The sequence below is a fragment of the Gilliamella sp. genome, from assembly GCF_024104075.1.
GTDB classification, from domain to species: domain Bacteria; phylum Pseudomonadota; class Gammaproteobacteria; order Enterobacterales; family Orbaceae; genus Gilliamella; species Gilliamella bombi.
Window position 1 is genome coordinate 48,723 of sequence record NZ_JAGGHR010000007.1, and the last position, 20,196, is coordinate 68,918.

20 protein-coding genes are annotated in these 20,196 nt (G+C 33.6%); 8 read left to right on the forward strand and 12 right to left on the reverse strand.

The window, feature by feature from the left end; genetic code table 11:
- Positions 1-38: 38 nt before the first annotated feature.
- On the reverse strand, positions 39-1,475 hold the full coding sequence (gene dacB / locus J6569_RS03605) for a serine-type D-Ala-D-Ala carboxypeptidase (protein WP_296317634.1): 1,437 nt from the start codon (positions 1,473-1,475) through the stop codon (positions 39-41).
- A gap of 178 nt (positions 1,476-1,653) precedes the next feature.
- Between dacB and J6569_RS03610 the strand changes: the two genes are divergently transcribed.
- A complete protein-coding gene (locus tag J6569_RS03610; RefSeq protein ID WP_296300735.1) occupies positions 1,654-2,667 on the forward strand; it encodes a TerC/Alx family metal homeostasis membrane protein in 1,014 nt (337 codons plus the stop codon).
- A 57-nt stretch (positions 2,668-2,724) separates the two neighbouring features.
- Here the strand turns inward: J6569_RS03610 and cycA are convergent, their stop codons facing one another.
- Positions 2,725-4,098, reverse strand: a complete 1,374-nt coding sequence (gene cycA / locus J6569_RS03615; protein ID WP_065589524.1) for a D-serine/D-alanine/glycine transporter — start codon at positions 4,096-4,098, stop codon at positions 2,725-2,727.
- Between the two features lie 197 nt (positions 4,099-4,295).
- Between cycA and mltA the strand changes: the two genes are divergently transcribed.
- The 3 genes from mltA to asmA all read left to right on the forward strand — a co-directional run bounded on the left by mltA (position 4,296) and on the right by asmA (position 7,958).
- The gene (mltA, locus tag J6569_RS03620) at positions 4,296-5,387 is read left to right on the forward strand and encodes a murein transglycosylase A (RefSeq protein ID WP_296317636.1); all 1,092 of its coding nucleotides are present in this window, start codon (positions 4,296-4,298) and stop codon (positions 5,385-5,387) included.
- A 70-nt stretch (positions 5,388-5,457) separates the two neighbouring features.
- The gene (gene dcd, locus J6569_RS03625; RefSeq protein WP_296317638.1) at positions 5,458-6,039 is read left to right on the forward strand and encodes a dCTP deaminase; all 582 of its coding nucleotides are present in this window, start codon (positions 5,458-5,460) and stop codon (positions 6,037-6,039) included.
- Between the two features lie 32 nt (positions 6,040-6,071).
- Positions 6,072-7,958, forward strand: a complete 1,887-nt coding sequence (gene asmA / locus J6569_RS03630) for an outer membrane assembly protein AsmA (RefSeq protein WP_296317640.1) — start codon at positions 6,072-6,074, stop codon at positions 7,956-7,958.
- 63 nt (positions 7,959-8,021) lie between these two features.
- Here the strand turns inward: asmA and hslU are convergent, their stop codons facing one another.
- The 10 genes from hslU to sucC form a co-directional block, all read right to left on the reverse strand.
- Entirely contained in the window at positions 8,022-9,347 is a 1,326-nt protein-coding gene (gene hslU, locus J6569_RS03635; protein WP_065589521.1) for an HslU--HslV peptidase ATPase subunit, read from the reverse strand.
- A 23-nt stretch (positions 9,348-9,370) separates the two neighbouring features.
- Complete coding sequence (hslV, locus tag J6569_RS03640) at positions 9,371-9,898, reverse strand: ATP-dependent protease subunit HslV (RefSeq protein WP_025316169.1); 528 nt, start codon at positions 9,896-9,898, stop codon at positions 9,371-9,373.
- Between the two features lie 149 nt (positions 9,899-10,047).
- Positions 10,048-11,163, reverse strand: coding sequence for a cell envelope integrity protein TolA (gene tolA, locus J6569_RS03645; protein ID WP_296317643.1), 1,116 nt, complete (start codon positions 11,161-11,163; stop codon positions 10,048-10,050).
- Between the two features lie 21 nt (positions 11,164-11,184).
- Positions 11,185-11,610 (reverse strand): colicin uptake protein TolR, encoded by a 426-nt coding sequence (gene tolR / locus J6569_RS03650; protein ID WP_065574447.1) that lies wholly within the window; start codon positions 11,608-11,610, stop codon positions 11,185-11,187.
- A gap of 2 nt (positions 11,611-11,612) precedes the next feature.
- Positions 11,613-12,293 (reverse strand): protein TolQ, encoded by a 681-nt coding sequence (tolQ, locus tag J6569_RS03655; RefSeq protein ID WP_034909742.1) that lies wholly within the window; start codon positions 12,291-12,293, stop codon positions 11,613-11,615.
- Complete coding sequence (gene ybgC, locus J6569_RS03660) at positions 12,294-12,689, reverse strand: tol-pal system-associated acyl-CoA thioesterase (protein ID WP_141671007.1); 396 nt, start codon at positions 12,687-12,689, stop codon at positions 12,294-12,296.
- 291 nt (positions 12,690-12,980) lie between these two features.
- Entirely contained in the window at positions 12,981-14,117 is a 1,137-nt protein-coding gene (cydB, locus tag J6569_RS03665; RefSeq protein WP_034909746.1) for a cytochrome d ubiquinol oxidase subunit II, read from the reverse strand.
- A 12-nt stretch (positions 14,118-14,129) separates the two neighbouring features.
- Entirely contained in the window at positions 14,130-15,707 is a 1,578-nt protein-coding gene (locus tag J6569_RS03670) for a cytochrome ubiquinol oxidase subunit I (protein WP_174798596.1), read from the reverse strand.
- Between the two features lie 98 nt (positions 15,708-15,805).
- Positions 15,806-16,678, reverse strand: a complete 873-nt coding sequence (gene sucD / locus J6569_RS03675; RefSeq protein ID WP_174798597.1) for a succinate--CoA ligase subunit alpha — start codon at positions 16,676-16,678, stop codon at positions 15,806-15,808.
- A 24-nt stretch (positions 16,679-16,702) separates the two neighbouring features.
- Positions 16,703-17,875: an ADP-forming succinate--CoA ligase subunit beta gene (sucC, locus tag J6569_RS03680; RefSeq protein ID WP_296317645.1), complete on the reverse strand. Its 1,173-nt coding sequence runs from the start codon at positions 17,873-17,875 to the stop codon at positions 16,703-16,705.
- Positions 17,876-18,053: 178 nt separating this feature from the next.
- On the opposite strand from sucC, the gene fldA reads away from it, so the two are divergent.
- The 4 genes from fldA to yciA all read left to right on the forward strand — a co-directional run bounded on the left by fldA (position 18,054) and on the right by yciA (position 20,193).
- The gene (gene fldA, locus J6569_RS03685) at positions 18,054-18,566 is read left to right on the forward strand and encodes a flavodoxin FldA (RefSeq protein ID WP_034909753.1); all 513 of its coding nucleotides are present in this window, start codon (positions 18,054-18,056) and stop codon (positions 18,564-18,566) included.
- 79 nt (positions 18,567-18,645) lie between these two features.
- Positions 18,646-19,104: a ferric iron uptake transcriptional regulator gene (fur, locus tag J6569_RS03690; RefSeq protein ID WP_034909755.1), complete on the forward strand. Its 459-nt coding sequence runs from the start codon at positions 18,646-18,648 to the stop codon at positions 19,102-19,104.
- 66 nt (positions 19,105-19,170) lie between these two features.
- Complete coding sequence (locus tag J6569_RS03695) at positions 19,171-19,713, forward strand: inner membrane-spanning protein YciB (RefSeq protein ID WP_065610175.1); 543 nt, start codon at positions 19,171-19,173, stop codon at positions 19,711-19,713.
- Positions 19,714-19,737: 24 nt separating this feature from the next.
- On the forward strand, positions 19,738-20,193 hold the full coding sequence (yciA, locus tag J6569_RS03700) for an acyl-CoA thioester hydrolase YciA (RefSeq protein ID WP_065560601.1): 456 nt from the start codon (positions 19,738-19,740) through the stop codon (positions 20,191-20,193).
- The last annotated feature ends 3 nt before the right edge of the window (positions 20,194-20,196 follow it).

Below are 20,196 nucleotides of genomic sequence, written 5' to 3' on the forward strand. Positions count from 1 at the left end.
GGACTTATACTAAATATATGTATCCTGACCACACTTTATTAATTAATAAAATTTTTATAGAATTCCGATTCAAATCGCATAACTGCACTATTTTTGGGCTCTCCTTTATTATCAGCTTGGTATCCTGATAATAGCTGCACAAATGCAACATATTCCCCTTCAGACTTTTGGATAAATCCAGCTAAGTTATAGCAACCTTGAATATAACCTGTTTTGGCTCGTATTGTTTCTTTAAAAGGTGCTTGATTAAGACTTTTTCGATTCTGCAAAGTACCATCAACTCCAGCAATTGGTAACATTTCAATAATTCTTAATTTTGTATTATTAGCTGCAATATATTGTAGAATTTCCATTAACTTATCGGCGCTAACCAAGTTTAATCTAGATAATCCAGAACCATCAGCAATAACTAAATTTTCTAAATTTATACCCGCTTTTTTACGTAAAATTTGCTTAACAGCATCACCGCCATTACGCCATGTACCTTGAACATTATAATAATGGGCCCCTAAAGTCCTAAATATAGCATCTGCATACAAATTATTTGATTTTTTAAGCATAACTGTCAACAGTTCAGAAAGTTGAGCTGATTGGCTAGAGGCTAATAATGACAACTGAGCATTAGTCCTTTGATTACGTTCAATAATAGTTCCTGTATACGTTATTTTTTTTTGTTTAAGCTCATTTTTTAAAATTTTCGAAAAATATTCAATACTATCAATTACTGCAAATTTTAACGGTATTTTATCTGAACTTACAGCAATGCATCCTGATAAATAGTAATGGTTTTTATCTGAGTAGTTTACATCTAATTCACAATATTTATCATTTAAATCCTTACTATTAGCAGCAATAGTTCTGACATCACCAGTAAGAATAATAGGAGTATTGGAAGATACCGTAACAGAGGCTTTGGAACCGACCTTACCCGGAATAATGGTTGCATTAAAACAGTTATTATCAATAATAGCTGCAGATGGCGGAGCACTATAACATGCAGTTAAGTTATTCCAGGACCAGCCCGATGCTTTATCATGACTTGTAAAAATTGAAGTATCCAAAATCACATTTCCTGAAATTTTCTCAATACCTTTTTGGCTCAGTGTTGCAATCATGCTTTTTAATCGATCACGAGTAAAAGTTGGATCTCCACTTAATTGAATAATAAGATCACCATTTAACTGTTTATTACTTATTGAGCCATTGGTTTGTATACGAGTTATAAAACGGAAATCATTACCCAGTTCGAGCTGAGCAGCTAACGCAGTTATCACTTTTTGAGTGCTTGCTGGTTGTTTGAATTGATTACTTTTATATTTTGCTAATGTTTTAGGATTACGCCCAACAGATTGAACCAAAATGGATAAATCACTTCCTTTAGGTAAAGAAGATATATAAGGCTCTACTGGTTGTGCATATAATAATCCCGAAATAAAAGGAAGAAGAGTGAGAATAATTATCCTAAATTTTATCATAAATACTGGCTCAAAATATTATTAAATTAAAACAGTTAAATAAGACTTGCAAATATAACTTTTTTTGATTTAGCTAGCAATATATACTCTATCACTTTTATAATTATATATTACGGTTAAATTGGATAAACCAACTATTCAAATTATCTAAAATCAATTAAAACTAGGTAATATAAATATGATGCAAAGTTCATTAGGATTTCCAATAGATACCATGTTGGTATTTGTTATGCTAGCCTTGGCTGCAATTATTGTTGATTTATATGCTCACCATAACGATAAACCTATCAGTTTAAAAAATGCCATTATATGGTCACTTTTTTGGATAATTGTTGCACTGGGGTTTGCACTATTTTTATACATTCATCATGGGAGTACTACTGCTAGCTTATTTGTTGCTGGTTACGTCCTTGAAAAAGCACTATCTGTCGATAATTTGTTTGTCATTATGGCTATTTTTTCTTGGTTTTCAGTACCTAATAATTATCGACATCGCTTACTTTATTGGGGAGTTATTGGCGCTATTATATTCCGCGCCATATTTGTTGTAATTGGAACAGGTTTGTTATATTTAGGTCCTTGGATGGAATTAGCTTTTTCAATATTAGTAGCTTGCACTGGAATAATAATGCTAAAAAATCAAGATAATGATCAAGACATAAAGGATTATTCAAATCACTTAACTTTTCGCATCGCCAAACGTATTTTTCCATCTTACCCCAAAATTGTCGGCCATCACATTTTATTAACCAAAAAACAACTTGATAGAGAACTTGCAAAACCTGAGAATAGCAATTTAGTTGGTAAAATACCTAAAAGTATTTTTTATGCTACACCGCTGTTTTCATGTATTGTTGTAATTGAGTTAAGTGACGTTATCTTTGCGTTTGATTCTGTTCCTGCCGTGATTGCTGTAAGCCAAGAACCGTTAATTGTCTATAGCTCAATGATTTTTGCTATTTTGGGTCTTAGAACTATGTATTTTATTTTACAAGCCATGAAACAGTATTTAGCTCATCTTGATAAGGCAATTATCTGTTTACTCTTTTTTATTGCCGGAAAATTGGCTTTAAATGCAAGTAACCATCTATTTGGATACGGTATTGATATAGATCCAATTACCAGTCTTTATATCGTTTTAGGCACACTAGCTTTAGGAATTATTGCTAGCATCATCTGTCCGAAAAAATAAAGTGCGATAATTAGAATAAAAATATTGGCAGGTTTTCCTGCCATTTTTAGTATAAATTTATTGACGTTTTAAAGATCGAATAAAATAACTTACACCTAAAATAACAAACCAAATAGGTGTTGCCACTAATGCCTGGCGAGTATCGATCTCAAAAGTAAGTAATACAATCACGAAGGCAAAAAAAGCCAAACAGACGCAGCACATAAAAATACCACCTGGCATTTTAAATTGAGATTGTTCATGTAAGTTTATTTTTTTGCGACGATAAGCAATATAAGAAATAAGAATCATCGACCAAATAAACATAAATAAAATAGCCGAAATTGTAGTTACTATAGTAAAAGCTTCCATGACATTAGGCACTAAATAAATCAAAACAACTCCACCAAACAAACATGTGCACGAGAATAATAGCCCATTAGCCGGTACAGAGCGACTTGATAATTTACCAAACGGTTCTGGAGCATCTTGTTTTTTAGCAAGCCCAAACAGCATTCTGCTTGTTGAGTAAATACCACTATTAGCAGATGATGCTGCTGAAGTTAATACTACAAAATTAATAATACTTGCAGCAGCGGGCAAGCCAATTAGAGTGAATAATTCTACAAAAGGACTTTTGTTTGGAGAAATAAACATCCATGGCGTTACACTCATAATAATGATTAAAGCAAAAACATAGAAAAAGATGATACGCGCAGGCACTGAATTAATTGCACGAGGCAAATTTTTGCACGGATCAACGGTTTCTGCTGCAGTTGTGCCAACTAACTCAATCCCAACAAAAGCAAAAATAGCAATTTGAAATCCAGCAAAAAAACCCATACTACCATGAGGGAAAAAGCCCCCGTATTCCCACAAATTCGAAAATGCAGCTGTGGTACCCGTTTGTTCGGAATGAAAAGCAGTCAAAATGAGTACGAGTCCAATTCCTATCAATGCTAAAATTGCAATAATCTTAATCATTGAAAACCAAAATTCTGTTTCACCAAACATTTTTACCGTTAATAAGTTTAGTGTTAAAAGTAAGGCAACTGTTAATAACATTGGTATCCATGACTGCAGTTCAGGAAACCAATGTTGCGCATATCCAGCAATTGCAATAACGTCGGCAATCCCTGTAATTACCCAACAAAACCAATATGTCCAACCAGTAAAAAATCCAGCCCAAGGCCCCAAAAGGTCATTGGCAAAATCACTAAAAGATTTGTACTTTAAATTAGAAAGAAGGATTTCCCCCATCGCACGCATAACAAAAAAAAGGATAAAACCAATAATCATATAAACAAAAATAATAGAAGGACCAGCAAGACTAATTGTCTTTCCTGAACCCATAAATAAACCAGTCCCAATTGCCCCACTGATTGCAATTAATTGAATATGACGGTTAGAAAGATTTCGCTTCAGATCATTTTTTGAGGATGTAATGCTCATCGCTATTATTTCCTTTTATTTTCTATATTTCTCGACTTACTAAGAGTCTAGGACTATAAAGTCTATAGAATAAAATCGCAAGTTGAATTGTTATGAAAACTTTTTATGGATTCATAATAATTATCTGTAGTTTCTTATAATAGAATTGTGTAGCATAACCAGCCATATTGCTTAACTTATTATAATTATTTTCCAAGATGAAAAAAAAAGATCGTTATTATTATTTTTATTTTTTTAGTATTTTACTTGTTTTATCTATTTTTATTGGTAGCCAATACTATTCAAATAAACCAACTAATCAAGGCCAACAATATAAAGATGGGAAATTATCTTTACCACTTAACATTAATCAGCCTCAATTAAATATTCCTGTCAACATATCAGACTACATTATTCAAATAGCTAAAATTAAATCGTCATCGCCTTCTTTATATAAAAAAAATGAACATATTTATAAAGCAATAAATGAGTGGATTAGCCGTTCTTTAATGGTTGATGAATTTTACAAGGTAGGACTTAACAGTTACGAAATGGTTGGACAAGATGGGTATGGCAATGTACATTTAACAGGCTACTACACTCCGATAATCAAAGCAAGGCATCAACCAACAGCAGAATTTAAATACCCTATTTATAAGATGCCGGTTGTTAGTGATGAAGAACAACTACCAAATCGTGAACAAATTTATAATGGAGCTCTTTCTGATAGAGATCTTGAAATTGCATACAGTAATTCCTTAATGGATAACTTTATTATGGAAGTACAAGGTAGTGCCTATATTGATTTTGAAGATGGTTCACCTTTAGTCTTCTTCAGCTATGGAGGTAAAAATAATTATGGCTATTCTAGTATAGGAAGATTATTAGTAGAACAAGGCGAAATAGAAAAAGAAAAAATTTCTATACAATCAATTAAAGATTGGGCAAAAAACAAACCAGAAAATCAAATTAAAGCTTTACTAATTCAAAACCGTTCATTTGTTTTTTTTAATCCACAATATAATGCTGAAGTTACGGGTGCGGCTGAAATACCTTTGGTTGCAAATGCATCAGTCGCATCGGATAAATCAGTCATTCCTTTAGGATCTGTAGTATTAGTTGATGTGCCGCTTCTTGAAGACGATGGGCAATATCGAGGCAGACGAGAAACTCGACTTATGATTGCACTTGATGTAGGTGGTGCTATAAAAGGTCAACATTTTGACCTTTATCTAGGAATAGGAGATAAAGCAGGAAAATTAGCCGGATACTATAACCATTATGGACGCGCATGGGTACTACAGCCTTAAACTACTAACGTCGACGCCATCAAAAGAACCTGTTAGAATAAAGTAATACAAGCTGAATTAAGGATAACTCATGAGATTATGTGACAGAGATATCGAAGCATATTTAAAAAATGGTAAATTAAAAATAACACCACAGCCTGCAGCAGGCTGTATTAATGGTGCGACTGTTGATGTTAGATTAGGTAATCAATTTCGTACTTTTCGAGAACATACTACACCTTATATAGATTTAAGTGGTCCAAAAGAAGAAGTATCTGCAGTCTTGGAACGAGTGATGAGTGAAGAAATAGTATTACCTGAAGGTGACGCCTTTTACTTACATCCTGGTGAGTTAGCATTAGCTGTAACTTTAGAATCAGTCACTATTCCTGACGATTTAGTTGGCTGGTTAGATGGCCGTTCATCACTTGCTAGATTAGGTCTAATGGTTCACGTTACAGCTCATCGTATCGACCCTGGCTGGCAAGGACAAATTGTATTAGAATTTTATAATTCAGGAAAAATTCCATTAGCACTTAGGCCTGGAATGACAATCGGCGCGCTCAGTTTTGAAACGCTAACTGGTCCTGCTACAAGACCATACAATCGGAGGTTAGATGCAAAATATAAAGACCAGTATGGTGCTGTTGCCAGTCGTATTGATAAAGACTGAATAATCGATAACCATAACGAAGGAACATTAATATGATCAAAAAAATATTGGTTATTCTATTTGCTTTAATTTTAGTCATAACAATTAGTGTTGTTTCATTGATTGTTTTTGTTGATCCCAACAACTTTCGTGGGTTTATTTCTGATACAGTTAAAGATAAAACAGGATATGAATTATCCATCGATGGAAATTTACGTTGGCATATATGGCCGCAAGTGAGTATTTTAACTGATTCAATTAAGCTAACTGATGCAGGAGCTTCAAAACCCCTTCTAACTGCAGATAATATGAGATTAGACGTTGAGTTACTACCTCTATTCTCCAAAAAATTATCTGTCAAAAATGTTTTTATAAAATCAGCAGTTATCAGTATCACCAATGAAAGTAAAGGTAATATTGCAAAAAATGGTACAAAAACATCATCTAATACAACCACGAATAAACCAACTGATTCTAAAGATCAAAAAATTTCATCTAATTGGAAATTTAGCTTAAATAAATTTGAAGTTAGTGATAGTACTGTGACATTACAACATAATAATGATTTAATTAACTTTAGAAATATTAATCTAGTGTTAGAACAAAATAGTGAAAAAAATATTTCCATCGATTTAAAAGGTAATATAGATAAAAATCAACAAGATTTATCTTATTTGATACATGCATATGTCGATTTAAATCAATTTCCAGAACAAGCGTTAATCGATTTAAAGAAATTAGATTTCATTTATAAAGGTGTAGACAATTCAACAAAAGAGCTAAAAGGTAACATTAGCGGTGTATTTAACTACCAACATCCACAAATGTTACTTAAAAGCCAAAATTTAACTTTTTCAATTAATGAAAATCATTTTACTGCCACAATAAATGCTGATTTAGCAAATAAACCATATATAAATTTGCAGTTAAATTCAGATAAAATCGATCTCACTTCGTTCTTGAAAACAAGTCAAAATTCAAATAAAGAAGCAAATCCTCAACAAACTTCACCAGTGGTGTCGAATGTCACAAAAATCAATAATGAATTAAACTTTCTGAATAATTTTAATGCTAAAGCTAAATTAAATATTAAACAGATTAATGCTAACAAAGTAACATTAAATAATATTGACATTGATATGACCAATGAGGAAGGTATTGCAATATTTAAAAAGATTAACTTTGATATTGCTAATGGCCATATAGCTGCAACTGGTTTAGCAAATGGTAAACAAAAAAGTACACTAATGAAGCTTAATACCAAAATATCCAATGTTGATTTAAATACATTTTTTAATCAATTAAATATAGCACATGATCTAGAGGGTTTATTTAACGCTACTGGAGATTTAGAAAGCAACAGCTTATCTGGTTCAAAAATCTTAGCCAACTTGCAAGGAAATTTGAATATAGTAGTAACTAATGCAAGGCTAAATAATTTAAATATTCAAAGAATCATCCAAAATACGGCAACTCAATATTCAAAGGACATCATGACTCCTGAAAATCAAAAAAAATATACTGAATTCCATAAAATTTCAGCTATTGGTAATTTGAGGCAAGGTAATTTGCAATTGTCGACATTAAATGCCAATTCTGAAACTCTTGATGTCATTGATGGATCAGGGCGAGTTGGTTTTTTAAAACAAGATTTGGATGTTAATTTGAATTTAAAAATATTAGGTGGCTGGAACGGTAAAAGTGAAACAATTAGTAAACTGCAAAAGTTAACAATACCACTACGTATTTATGGGCAATTTGCTAATCTTCATTATCAAATAGATATGAGTAAATTAATTACCGATGCACTAAGCGATAAATTACAAGACCGTTTAGACAAACTCCGCGAAAAATTAAAAACTCATGACTCTAAAGATAATTCAAAATCTAAATCTAAATCAAAAGCTGCAGATATCTTAGGCGAGCTAATAAGAAAGTAACAAGAAAAAAGGTGAAGTTGAGCAAATTCATCTTCACCTTTTTATGTTTAGAAGTTAAACTTTTTATAAAATAAACTTACTTAGATCTTCATCTGCAACAAGCTTATCTAAATGATCGCTTACATATTTAGCATCAATAGTTACAGTTTCTCCACCGAGTTCACTAGCTTCGAATGAAACATCTTCCATCAAGCGTTCCAAAACAGTATGCAACCTGCGGGCACCAATATTTTCATTTTGCTCATTTACTTGCCATGCTGATTCCGCAATTTTACGAATACCATCCGAGGTAAAATCGATGTTAACTCCTTCAGTTGCCATTAGAGCTTTATACTGAACAGTAAGTGAAGCATTTGGTTCGGTTAAAATACGTTCAAAATCTTCACTTGTTAGAGCTTGTAATTCAACCCTAATTGGTAATCTGCCTTGTAATTCAGGAATTAAATCAGATGGATTTGCTGTTTGGAAAGCACCTGATGCAATGAACAAAATATGATCCGTTTTAACAGATCCATGTTTAGTCGACACTGTACAACCTTCAACCAATGGTAAAAGATCTCGTTGTACTCCCTCACGTGAAACATCTGGGCCTGAAGAATTACCACGTTTACAAACTTTATCTATTTCATCAATAAAAACAATTCCATTTTGTTCTACTGCTTCAATCGCCTCATGTTTAAGATCATCAGGATTAACCAATTTAGCAGCTTCTTCTTCAATGAGTTGTTTGAGCGCATCTTTAATCTTCATTTTACGTGATTTTGTTTTTTGTCCACCTAAATTTTGAAACATTGACTGTAATTGATTGGTCATCTCTTCCATACCTGGAGGAGCCATAATTTCAACACCAATATTAACACCAGCTAATTCGATTTCTATCTCTTTGTCATCAAGTGAACCTTCACGTAATTTTTTGCGGAAAGCTTGTCTTGCTGTTGTATTATTATCTTCAACTTGTCCCCACCCATCTTTAGCTGGTGGTACAAGTACATCCAAAATGCGCTCTTCAGCTAATTCTTCCGCTCGATTACGATTGCGTTCAATCGCCTCTTGACGGATCATTTTTACTGCAGAATCAGTTAAATCCCGAATAATTGAATCAACTTCTTTCCCCACATAACCAACTTCGGTAAACTTAGTTGCTTCTACTTTAATAAACGGTGCATGCGCTAATTTGGCTAGACGTCTTGCAATTTCAGTTTTACCAACACCTGTTGGCCCAATCATAAGTATATTTTTTGGTGTAACTTCATGACGTAATGTTTCATCTAGTTGCATACGGCGCCAACGATTACGTAACGCAATTGCAACAGAACGTTTTGCTTTTTCTTGCCCAATAATATGTTGATTTAGTTCGCTTACAATTTCACGAGGAGTCATTTCAGACATAGTTAAATTTCTCTTAAATCAGATTAATAATTAAGTTCTTCAATTGTTTGGAAATTATTGGTATAAACACAAATGTCTCCAGCAATCGATAATGATTTTTGCACAATATCATGTGCAGAAAGTGAGGTATTATCTAGTAGTGCTCGTGCCGCTGCTTGCGCATAAGGGCCTCCAGAACCAATAGCAATTAAGTCATCTTCTGGTTGAATGACATCACCAGTACCTGTAATAATCAATGATGCACTTTCATCAGCAACAGCAAGTAGTGCCTCTAGCTTACGTAGCATTCTATCTGTTCGCCAGTCTTTAGCTAGTTCGACAGCTGCTTTAGTTAAATGTCCTTGATGCATCTCTAGTTTTCTTTCAAACAGTTCAAATAGTGTAAAAGCATCTGCTGTACCGCCAGCAAAACCTGCAATCACTTTGTTATTATATAAACGACGAACTTTACGAGCATTTCCCTTCATAATAATACGCTCGCCGAGCGTAACTTGCCCATCGCCACCTATAACCACTTGACCTTCACGACGGACACTGACAATTGTCGTCATATTCTGCTCCTTCTTTCACTTAAGTAACTTTATTCGGAATGAATAGACTATATATAGGGATGATTAATATAATTTCAACATTTTAATTTGAAGATATTGTTAATTTATTTTAAAAAAATTTCTGGAAATATAGCGTTTGCGAATAAAAACTATTTTGGTTGAAAGTCAATTGTCATTATTTTTACTTGATTATAAAATGTGCTCGCAGGTTTTGGAATAATAGCTTGTTTAGTTGCAGAAAGGGCTTCTCGACATAATGCATCATCACCACCTTTTGCACTCACATCAAGCAATAAACCATCGGGTGCAATTTGAATTTCTAATACACAATTTCGGCCACTATATAATTTATTAGGATTAATAAACTTATTACTAATCGCATTTTGAACTAATGATTTGTATTTATTTAGCTCTCCATCAGAAACACCTTTACGACTAGCAGCACCACCTGATGGATTAGATGTGCCTGATGTTAACCCGTTTAGTAAATTATCAAGTTCTTTATCTTTTTTAGCTTGTGCAGCTCGCTTAGCTTTATCGGCAGCAGCTTTTTCAGTGGCTTGCTTTTTTGCTTGCTCTTCTTTCTCTTTAGCTAACTCAGCTTGTTTTTGTTCATTTTCAATTCTCTGCTTTTCTATAATTTCCTGTTCGGCTTTAGCTTTAGCTTCTTGTTCAGCTTTTTGTTTAGTTAACTCTTCTTGTTTACGTTGATTTTCCTCACGTTGCTTTTCTAATAGCTCTCGCTCAGCTTTTAATTTAGCTTCTTGCTCAGCTTTTTGTTTAGCCAATTCCGCTTGCTGTTGTTCTAAACGCTGCTTTTCAGCTTGTCTTTGCTGCTCTTCTAACTGTTCTTTAGCTTTACGTTCATCTTCTTCTTTTTGCCTTGCTACCCGTGCCGCCTGTGCAGCCTCTGCCTCTTTCTTTTGTAGTTCTTCTACTTTTAAGCGCTCTCTTTCTAACTCTTTAAGTCGTTGCTGTTGAGCCAGTTGCTGTTCTTGTAAAGCTTGAGCCTGCTCTTCTATTTGTTGCTGCCTTTGTTGCTCAGCCCGTTTTTGGCTAATCTGTGTTTTTAGTTGTCTTTGGTATTGTTCATCCATTACAGAAGGATCAACCATAATAGCATCAATAGAATTGCCGTTAAAGCTACCATAATTAACATCATTACTATACATAACTCGGTAACCTAAAATAATAATTAAAATCATATGTAGTATAATAGATATTACAATAGCTATACTTAATTTTGAATTTGACTTATGAGACATTGCTGACATCTTTTATAATATTTAAATTGGTTGAGTCATTAATCCTACAGACTTAACACCTGCTGATTGTAATAAATTCAACGCTTTTATAATTTCTTCATAGGGAACATCTTTAGCTCCACCAACTAAAAACACAGCCTTTTCATTAAGCAACATCTGTTGCTTAACTTCTGCAACAATTTTTTCTTGTGGTAAATTAGCTTGACGGTCCTGCTCAATAATTAGAGCATAAACTCCAACGCCTGACACTTCAATAATGATTGGTTTAGTTTCTGATGGTGAAATCGTCTTAGATTCCGATGCTTCAGGTAGATCAACTTCAACACTTTGACTAATAATTGGTGCCGTTGCCATAAAAATAAGCACTAATACTAATAGTACATCAAGTAAAGGTACTATATTGATCTCAGATTTAGTCGAATAACGAGAACGTCTGCTTCTACTCATAATTATTTCCTAACAGCAACTGCTTGGCGTTGTAAAATTGCAGAAAATTCATCAATAAAGTTAAGATAGCTTTGTTCAATTCGACTCACACTCAATGATAAACGATTATAAGCAAGTACGGCAGGAATAGCAGCAAATAGACCAATTGCGGTTGCAATTAATGCTTCAGCAATCCCTGGCGCAACCATCTGTAACGTTGCCTGTTTAACTGCACCTAAAGAAATAAATGCATGCATAATTCCCCAAACAGTACCAAACAAACCAATATATGGACTAATAGAACCTACTGTACCTAGAAAAGGAATGTGTAATTCAAGGATATCAAGTTCACGATTCATAGCTAAACGCATAGAACGCAATGCTCCATCTAAAGCAGATTCTGCCATATTTGGATTAATTTGATAAAGCCGTGAAAACTCCTTAAAACCTGAATAAAAAATATGCTCTGTACCACTAATTTCTTCTTTATAAAATTTCGCTTTATCAAATAAAATATTTAAATCATCAGCAGCCCAAAAACTATTATCAAATTCCTCAACTTGTTTTTTAGCTTTTCCTAAAATCTTACTCCGTTGAAATATAATAGCCCATGATATAACAGAAAAAGTAAGTAGCAATAACATAACACATTGTACTAACAACCCCGCTTGCAAAAATAGATTAATAATGTTCAGATTTTCCACTTATATAAACTCCAAAACTAATAACTTAGGAAGCCCGCATGGCTTCATCTTAGCGATATCTACACAGGCAATAAGCACATCTGCTGTGCTGATAACTCGTTCATTTTGATTAACAATAGTCTGTTTGAAAATAATAGATGCTTTGCGAGTTTGATCCACCTTAGTACTAATAGTAAGCATATCATCTAAACGAGCAGGAAAATGGTAGCTAATATCCATTTTTTTAACAACAAACGCAATATTTTCTTGTAATAAGGTCTGTTGGCTAATTCCTAGTTGTCTTAAAATTTCAGTCCTTGCTCTTTCAAAAAATGCTAGATATCTAGCATGATAAACTACACCGCCTGCATCTGTGTCTTCATAATAAACTCTTGCATTCCAATTGAATTGTTTCATATCCAAATCACACTAATCAAATTTGGTGTTATTATATCTGAATATAAACTTCGCTGCACTATGATATAAAAAACAGCAAATGAAAACAATTATCATTTTCCTTTATTGCTAATATTTTACTTACTAATTAAAAAGGTGACTATTTGTCACCTTTTTATTAATTTATACTTGATATTATTTGTTATTAGTTTCTTTTTCGCTACCCCTTTCAACTAACAAACCTGTAACAGCCGATAGCATACATGCAGCAATAATTCCTATAAACCACAAAATGTAATACATAATAGTTCCTTAATAAAGAGAATGTTTATTATTTTCAATATGATTTTTATCTAGTCTTCCAAACATTTTGATATATGACCAAATAGTGTATATAAGGACAATAGGTAAAAATATAAGAACCACAATAAACATAATATTAAGTGTTAATTGGCTTGATGATGCATCCCATATTGTTAAACTTGCATTTGGCATAATGCTTGAAGGCATAATAAATGGAAAAGTTGCAATACCATAGGTAAATAAAACACAGGCAATTGTTAATACTGATGAAATAAATACTAATGCATTTTTGTTTAGACTAGAAAAAAGAATAGTAAGCAGTGGTAACACCATACCTAAAACAGGGACTATCCATAAAACTGGATAATTCAGATAGTTATCTAACCATGAAGCATCAGTAGAAACTGTTTTAGTCAATGGATTAGATGCTGCATTATAATCAATCACACTGGTAACTTCATAACCATGAATGCCAAATGCAACCCAAACTCCAGCCAAAACAAATGCAATTAACATTACTAAGCTAGCAATTTGTGTAGCCTTTCTGGCTCTTAAATAAAGTTCCCCTGATGTTTTCATTTGTAACCAAGCACCACCATGAGCAACAAATAACATTAAGCTAACAACGCCAGTCAACAATGCAAAAGGATTAAGCAAACCAAAGAAGTTACCATCATAAAATACACGATAAGAGTTATCAAATCGGAAAGGAACACCTTCTAATAAGTTACCAAAAGCAACACCAAAAACTAATGCTGGCACAAAGCTACCTGCAAAAATACCAGCATCCCATAAATTACGCCATTTTGAATTTTCTAGTTTACTGCGATAATCAAAACCAATTGGTCTAAAAAATAGCGCACAAAGAACTAAAATCATTGCAATATAAAAACCAGAAAACGACGCAGCGTATACCATTGGCCAAGCAGCAAATATTCCTGCACCAGCAGTAATTAACCATACTTGGTTACCATCCCAATGAGGAGCAATTGCATTAATCATAATGCGACGTTCTGTATCAGTCTTACCAATAAACGGTAATAAAATACCAACGCCCATATCAAAACCATCCGTTACAACAAAACCGATTAAAACAACACTAATCAGCACCCACCAGATGACGCGTACAATCTCGTAATCAATCATTGTGTATACTCCCTATGTCCTATCTGTTACCGGTTGTGTTTTTTCATAATGATAATTGCCTGTGCCTAAAGAACTTGGCCCTAAGCGAGCAAATTTAAACATTAAGAATAATTCAGCAATTAAGAATAGTGTATAAAGTCCACAAATAAGAACCATAGTGAATAACACTTCACCTGCTGTTAATGAAGAATTTGCTACTCCAGTCGGTAAGATGTCTTGAATTGCCCAAGGTTGGCGTCCATACTCGGCAACAAACCAACCTGACTCACATGCCAGCCAAGGGAACGGTAAAAAAAGAATTAATATGCGGTGTAACCAACGCTTTTCACCAATTTTATTTTTATAAGTAGTCCATAAAGCAAACCCAGTACCCAAAATCATTAATACACCAAGGCCGACCATAACTCTGAAAGCCCAAAATAGTGGCCAAACTGTAGGAATTGAGTCTTCTACCGCAGCCTTTATATGTTCTTCAGTAGCCTGAGGTATAGCCAAATTATCACGATCAGTAAAACGTTTGACTAAATAACCATAACCTAAATCAGATTTATTATCTTCAAAAGCTTTCAGTACATTAGGGTCTTGATTACCCTGATGGATCTTCTCCAAATTACTATAGGCTAATATCCCATTGCGAATTCTTTTTTCATTATTTGCTAAAATATCTTTTAATCCTGTTACTTGAGTATCAAGTGAACGAGTGGTCATTATTCCCATAACATATGGGATCTCTATTGCAAACAAGTTTTCTTTATTGCTTTGTGATGGAAAAGCAATAACATTAAATGATGCTGGTGCAGGTTGAGTTTCCCATTCTGCTTCAATTGCTGCAAGTTTAGCTGGCTGAACAGTTGTCATCTCATGACCAGCTTCATCACCCATAATCGCCACAACGATTGACATAATAAATCCAAATGTGGCTGCAACAGCGAAAGATCGTTTGGCAAAGGCAACATCACGTTTTTTTAACAAATAGTAAGAGCTAATACTTAAAATAAAAATAGCACCTGTTAAATAACCTGCTGCAACAGTATGAACAAATTTATATTGAGCAACTGTATTAGTAATTAACTCATAGAAATTAGCCATTTCCATGCGTGAATTAATAGGGTTAAATTCAGAACCTATTGGGAATTGCATCCAACCATTAGCGACTAAAATCCAAAGAGCTGAAAGGTTAGAGCCAAATGCGACACACCAAGTTACCATTAAATGTTTACCACGGCTTAATCTATCCCAACCAAAGAAAAATAAACCTACCATGGTTGATTCTAAAAAGAATGCCATTAAACCTTCAATAGCTAACGGTGCACCAAAAATATCTCCCACATAATGCGAATAATAAGACCAGTTAGTACCAAATTGAAATTCCATGGTTAAACCTGTTGCGACACCTACTGCAAAGTTGATACCAAACAGTTTACCCCAGAATTTTGTCATATCTTTCCAGACTTGCTTACCACTAACAACGTATACCGTTTCCATAATTGCTAGCATAAACGCTAATCCTAGCGTTAATGGAACAAAAATAAAATGATACATTGCAGTAAGAGCAAACTGGAGCCGTGAAAGTTCTACTATATCTAGCATAAACGCTCCCTAATCCTTAAATGCTCACAAATTTTTACGTTATTGCCAAGCATTATACACCGATAATCACAGAATAAAATTGATATACATCAAAAAATTTATATTTTGAGTTGTTTTTTTACTGCATCACCTATATCGGTAAGGCTTGTTACAACTGTAATACCTGCAGATTGCAATGCTTTAGATTTTTCTACCGCTGTTCCTTTCTTTCCTGAAATAATTGCACCTGCATGCCCCATACGTTTTCCTGATGGAGCTGAAACACCAGCAATATAAGCTATAACAGGTTTAGTCACATGTTTTTTAACATATTCAGCTGCTTCTTCTTCAGCACTACCACCGATTTCACCTATCATTACAATAACTTCAGTTTTAGGATCTTGCTCAAGCAATGCTAAAATAGAAATAAAATCACTACCAGGTATAGGGTCACCTCCTATACCTATACATACGGATTGCCCTAAACCAATATCCGTTGTTTGTTTAACCGCTTCATAAGTTAACGTTCCAGAACGCGAAACAATGCCAACCTTTCCAGCACGATGAATATGTCCAGGCATAATACCAATTTTACATTCATCAGGAACAATAATACCAGGGCAATTTGGTCCAATCATTACGACATCATTTTGTTGTAACTTTGCCTTAACAACAAGCATATCTAGAGTTGGAATACCTTCAGTAATACAGACTATTAGCTTAATGCCTGCATCAATCGCTTCCAAAATAGAATCCTTACCAAATGCTGCTGGTACATAAATAACACTAGCTGTTGCACCAGTTGCAACAACCGCTTCTTTAACAGTATTAAAAACAGGTAAACCTAAATGGGTTGTTCCACCTTTACCTGGCGTCACACCACCAACTAACTTAGTACCATAGGCAAGCGCTTGTTCAGAATGAAAAGTTCCCTGACTACCAGTAAATCCTTGACAGATAACTTTTGTTTCTTTATTAACTAAAATTGACATAATAACTATTCTCCATGCGTCCTATTATTTGGCAACAGCAACAATTTTTTGGGCCGCATCTAGTAAACTTTCGGCAGTAGTAACATTTAATTTACTTTTAGCTAAAATTTCTCGAGCAAGCTGTGCATTGTTACCTTCAAGGCGAACAACAACAGGAACAGTAAGACCTATTTCTTTAATTGCACTGATAATTCCATCGGCGATTAAATCGCAACGAACAATACCACCAAAAATATTAACCAAAATCGCTTTCACGTTTTTGTCAGATAATATTAACTTAAATGCTTCAGCAACACGCTCTTTCGTTGTGCCACCCCCAACGTCCAAAAAGTTAGCAGGCGAACCACCATGTAGTTTAATAATATCCATAGTTGCCATCGCAAGACCTGCACCATTAACCATACAACCAATATTGCCATTTAAAGATACATAGCTAATACCTTGTTTTGCGGCAATTGACTCACGTTCATCTTCTTGAGTTGTGTCCCTTAAAATATTTAAATTAGGATGTCTAAAAATGGCATTATCATCTAACACAACTTTTGCGTCCAAACAAATTAGTTCATCGGAATCAGTAATCACTAATGGATTAACTTCAGCTAATGAAACATCATTTTCTAAAAATAGTTTTGCAAAATTAACAAATAACTTTGTAAATTGATTAATTAATTTACCTGTTAATCCCAATTTGAACGCAAGTTCACGCCCTTGGTAAGCACAGGGACCAGTTAACGGATCAAGTGAAGTTTTATAAATTAAATATGGTGTTTTTTCAGCAACGCTTTCAATATCAACACCACCTTCTGTCGAAGCCATAATTACTACACGCTTGGAACTACGATCAACCACTGCTCCTAAATAAAGTTCTTTCTGAATATTAGACGCTTTTTCAATTAAAATCTTATTAACTGGTTGACCTTTATCGGTGGTTTGATAAGTAACTAGATTTTGCCCTAACCATTTTTCAGCAAATTGCATTATTTCACTATAGTTTTGAGTACAAATAACACCACCAGCTTTACCCCTTCCCCCTGCATGAACTTGACATTTAGCAACCCAAGCTCCTAAATTTGTCCCTGAAGATAATTCAGCTAATGTATCTTGTATTTCACCGATTGAGTTACAAACATACCCTTCAAGTACAGGCAAATTATATTGTTTAAAAAGATATTTAGATTGATACTCATGCAAATTCATAATGAAATTCCACAGCCTAATTTAATATAAAAAATAGGCAATAATTTTAATGCAAGATAAATAAATTGTATAGCACATAATAACTTATGTTCTGTGTAATTTAGAATTATTGCTGATAATAAGTGACAATGATATACTCCTAAAATATTTTAATATCATAGATAGTAAAGGTACAAATATGAAACAAGTTGGTATTTTTTTTGGTAGTGATACAGGTAATACAGAAAATGTAGCAAAGCAAATCCAACTCATTTTAGGTAGTGACAAAGCTGATCTTTTCGACATTGCAAAAGCCACTAAAGAAAACATTGAACAATACGATTACCTATTTTTCGGTATTCCAACTTGGTACTATGGTGAATCTCAAGCTGACTGGGATGACTTTTTTCCCAATTTAGAAAAAATTGATTTTAGTGGTAAAACAGTGGCTATCTTTGGTTGTGGCGATCAAGAAGACTATGCAGAATATTTCTGTGATGCTATGGGAACACTCCGCGATATTATTGAACCTAAAGGAGCAAAAATTGTTGGACACTGGTCAACCGAAGGTTATAGTTTCGAAGCATCTAAAAGCTTAATTGATGACACTCATTTCATTGGTTTAGCCATTGATGAAGATCGTCAACCAGAATTAACTGAAGAACGTATTAACAATTGGGTAAATCAAGTCAAAACAGAAATGAAAATTTAGTCTATTGAATTGATTTCTTTTATTTACCGTACATAGTTCCTATAATGAATTATGATCAATAAATTAATTGGGAAGTAATATGACAAATCATGATAATGATAATAACGAAGCACTCAAAAGTGCTGGTTTAAAGGTTACGTTACCACGATTAAAGATTTTAGAATTATTACGAGATCCTTCATGCCAACACATTACTGTAGAAGATCTTTACAAAAAACTACTTAATATGGGAGAAGAAATTGGACTTGCTACAGTTTACCGTGTTTTGAATCAATTTGATGATGCTGGAATTGTTACTCGTCATAACTTTGAGGGTGGCAAGGCAGTATTTGAACTAGCAACACAACAACATCATAATCATTTAATTTGTTTAGATTGTGGCGAAGTATTTGAATTTCGTGATGATATTATCAATGCTAGACAAAAAGAGATTGCTGAACAATATGGTGTTAATTTAACTTTTCACAGTTTATATCTATATGGCCATTGCCAGTCGGGTGATTGCAAAGCCCATCCCGAACTTCATCACAAAAAATAAGCCTATTCCAATAGGCTTTTTATTTAGAATATATCAATTCATCTTTAGTGCTAGGACAATAATTGAATGAAACAACTTTTAAATTTTATTCCTCTTGTATTCTTTTTTGTATTTCTAACCAAGTATGATATTTTTGTTGGCGTTCAAGCATTAATGATTGCTGCTACCTTGTGTTTTCTTCTTGTTCTAATTTTATATAGAAAATTAGATAAAGTAGAACTAATTTCTTATCTGATGGTTATGGTTTTTGGTGGATTCACACTCTATATGCGTGATCCCAATATTATTAAATGGAAAGTAACTATTATTAATTTCTTATTTGCCTCAGCCCTATTAGTTAGCCAATTTTTTTTCAAAAAAAACCTACTTCAAACAATGTTAGGTAAAGAAATACAACTAGAGACCAACATATGGAATAAATTAAATTTATTATGGATCTTCTTTTTTATATTATGTGGCACCATTAGTTTAGGTGCGACCTATTACATGACAGATGATTTCTTTTGGATATTTAAAGTATTTATTTTACCTGGTGCATCCTTACTATTATCGTTGATATCAGGTATCTATATCTATAAAAATATGAATAAAGATACCGAAAATAAATAAATTGTACATACGGAGTAATTTAGCATGACACAAAATATAGCCCCTAAAGGTCAATTAGTACTTAGAACGCTAGCAATGCCTGCTGACACTAATCCGCATGGTCACATTTTTGGTGGATGGATAATGTCTCAAATGGATCTCGCTGGAGGTATTTTATCAAAAGAAATAGCCAGAAATCGAGTTGTAACCGTTAATGCTAGTAGTATTACATTTTACAAGCCCGCAATGGTAGGAGATGTTGTTTGTTGTTATGCTCATTGCATCAAAACAGGAAAAACCTCTATCACAATTGGTATTGAAGTTTGGGTTAAAAAAGTCATAGATACATCGGATTCAACACAACGGTTTTGCATAACAGATGCCGTATTCACATATGTTTCAGTAGATAAACATAATAATCCAAAACCATTACCTGAAGTATTTCAAAATTATGATTGTACTAAAGATCCAATAACCAAGTTAAACCTAACTGATAGCTAATTA

Coding starts and splice junctions, on each gene's coding strand:
- dacB (WP_296317634.1), bottom strand. CDS start 1,475: ATGATAAAATTTAGGATAATTATTCTCACTCTTCTTCCTTTTATTTCG.
- J6569_RS03610 (WP_296300735.1), top strand. CDS start 1,654: ATGATGCAAAGTTCATTAGGATTTCCAATAGATACCATGTTGGTATTT.
- cycA (WP_065589524.1), bottom strand. CDS start 4,098: ATGAGCATTACATCCTCAAAAAATGATCTGAAGCGAAATCTTTCTAAC.
- mltA (WP_296317636.1), top strand. CDS start 4,296: ATGAAAAAAAAAGATCGTTATTATTATTTTTATTTTTTTAGTATTTTA.
- dcd (WP_296317638.1), top strand. CDS start 5,458: ATGAGATTATGTGACAGAGATATCGAAGCATATTTAAAAAATGGTAAA.
- asmA (WP_296317640.1), top strand. CDS start 6,072: ATGATCAAAAAAATATTGGTTATTCTATTTGCTTTAATTTTAGTCATA.
- hslU (WP_065589521.1), bottom strand. CDS start 9,347: ATGTCTGAAATGACTCCTCGTGAAATTGTAAGCGAACTAAATCAACAT.
- hslV (WP_025316169.1), bottom strand. CDS start 9,898: ATGACGACAATTGTCAGTGTCCGTCGTGAAGGTCAAGTGGTTATAGGT.
- tolA (WP_296317643.1), bottom strand. CDS start 11,163: ATGTCTCATAAGTCAAATTCAAAATTAAGTATAGCTATTGTAATATCT.
- tolR (WP_065574447.1), bottom strand. CDS start 11,610: ATGAGTAGAAGCAGACGTTCTCGTTATTCGACTAAATCTGAGATCAAT.
- ybgC (WP_141671007.1), bottom strand. CDS start 12,689: ATGAAACAATTCAATTGGAATGCAAGAGTTTATTATGAAGACACAGAT.
- cydB (WP_034909746.1), bottom strand. CDS start 14,117: ATGATTGATTACGAGATTGTACGCGTCATCTGGTGGGTGCTGATTAGT.
- J6569_RS03670 (WP_174798596.1), bottom strand. CDS start 15,707: ATGCTAGATATAGTAGAACTTTCACGGCTCCAGTTTGCTCTTACTGCA.
- sucD (WP_174798597.1), bottom strand. CDS start 16,678: ATGTCAATTTTAGTTAATAAAGAAACAAAAGTTATCTGTCAAGGATTT.
- sucC (WP_296317645.1), bottom strand. CDS start 17,875: ATGAATTTGCATGAGTATCAATCTAAATATCTTTTTAAACAATATAAT.
- fldA (WP_034909753.1), top strand. CDS start 18,054: ATGAAACAAGTTGGTATTTTTTTTGGTAGTGATACAGGTAATACAGAA.
- fur (WP_034909755.1), top strand. CDS start 18,646: ATGACAAATCATGATAATGATAATAACGAAGCACTCAAAAGTGCTGGT.
- J6569_RS03695 (WP_065610175.1), top strand. CDS start 19,171: ATGAAACAACTTTTAAATTTTATTCCTCTTGTATTCTTTTTTGTATTT.
- yciA (WP_065560601.1), top strand. CDS start 19,738: ATGACACAAAATATAGCCCCTAAAGGTCAATTAGTACTTAGAACGCTA.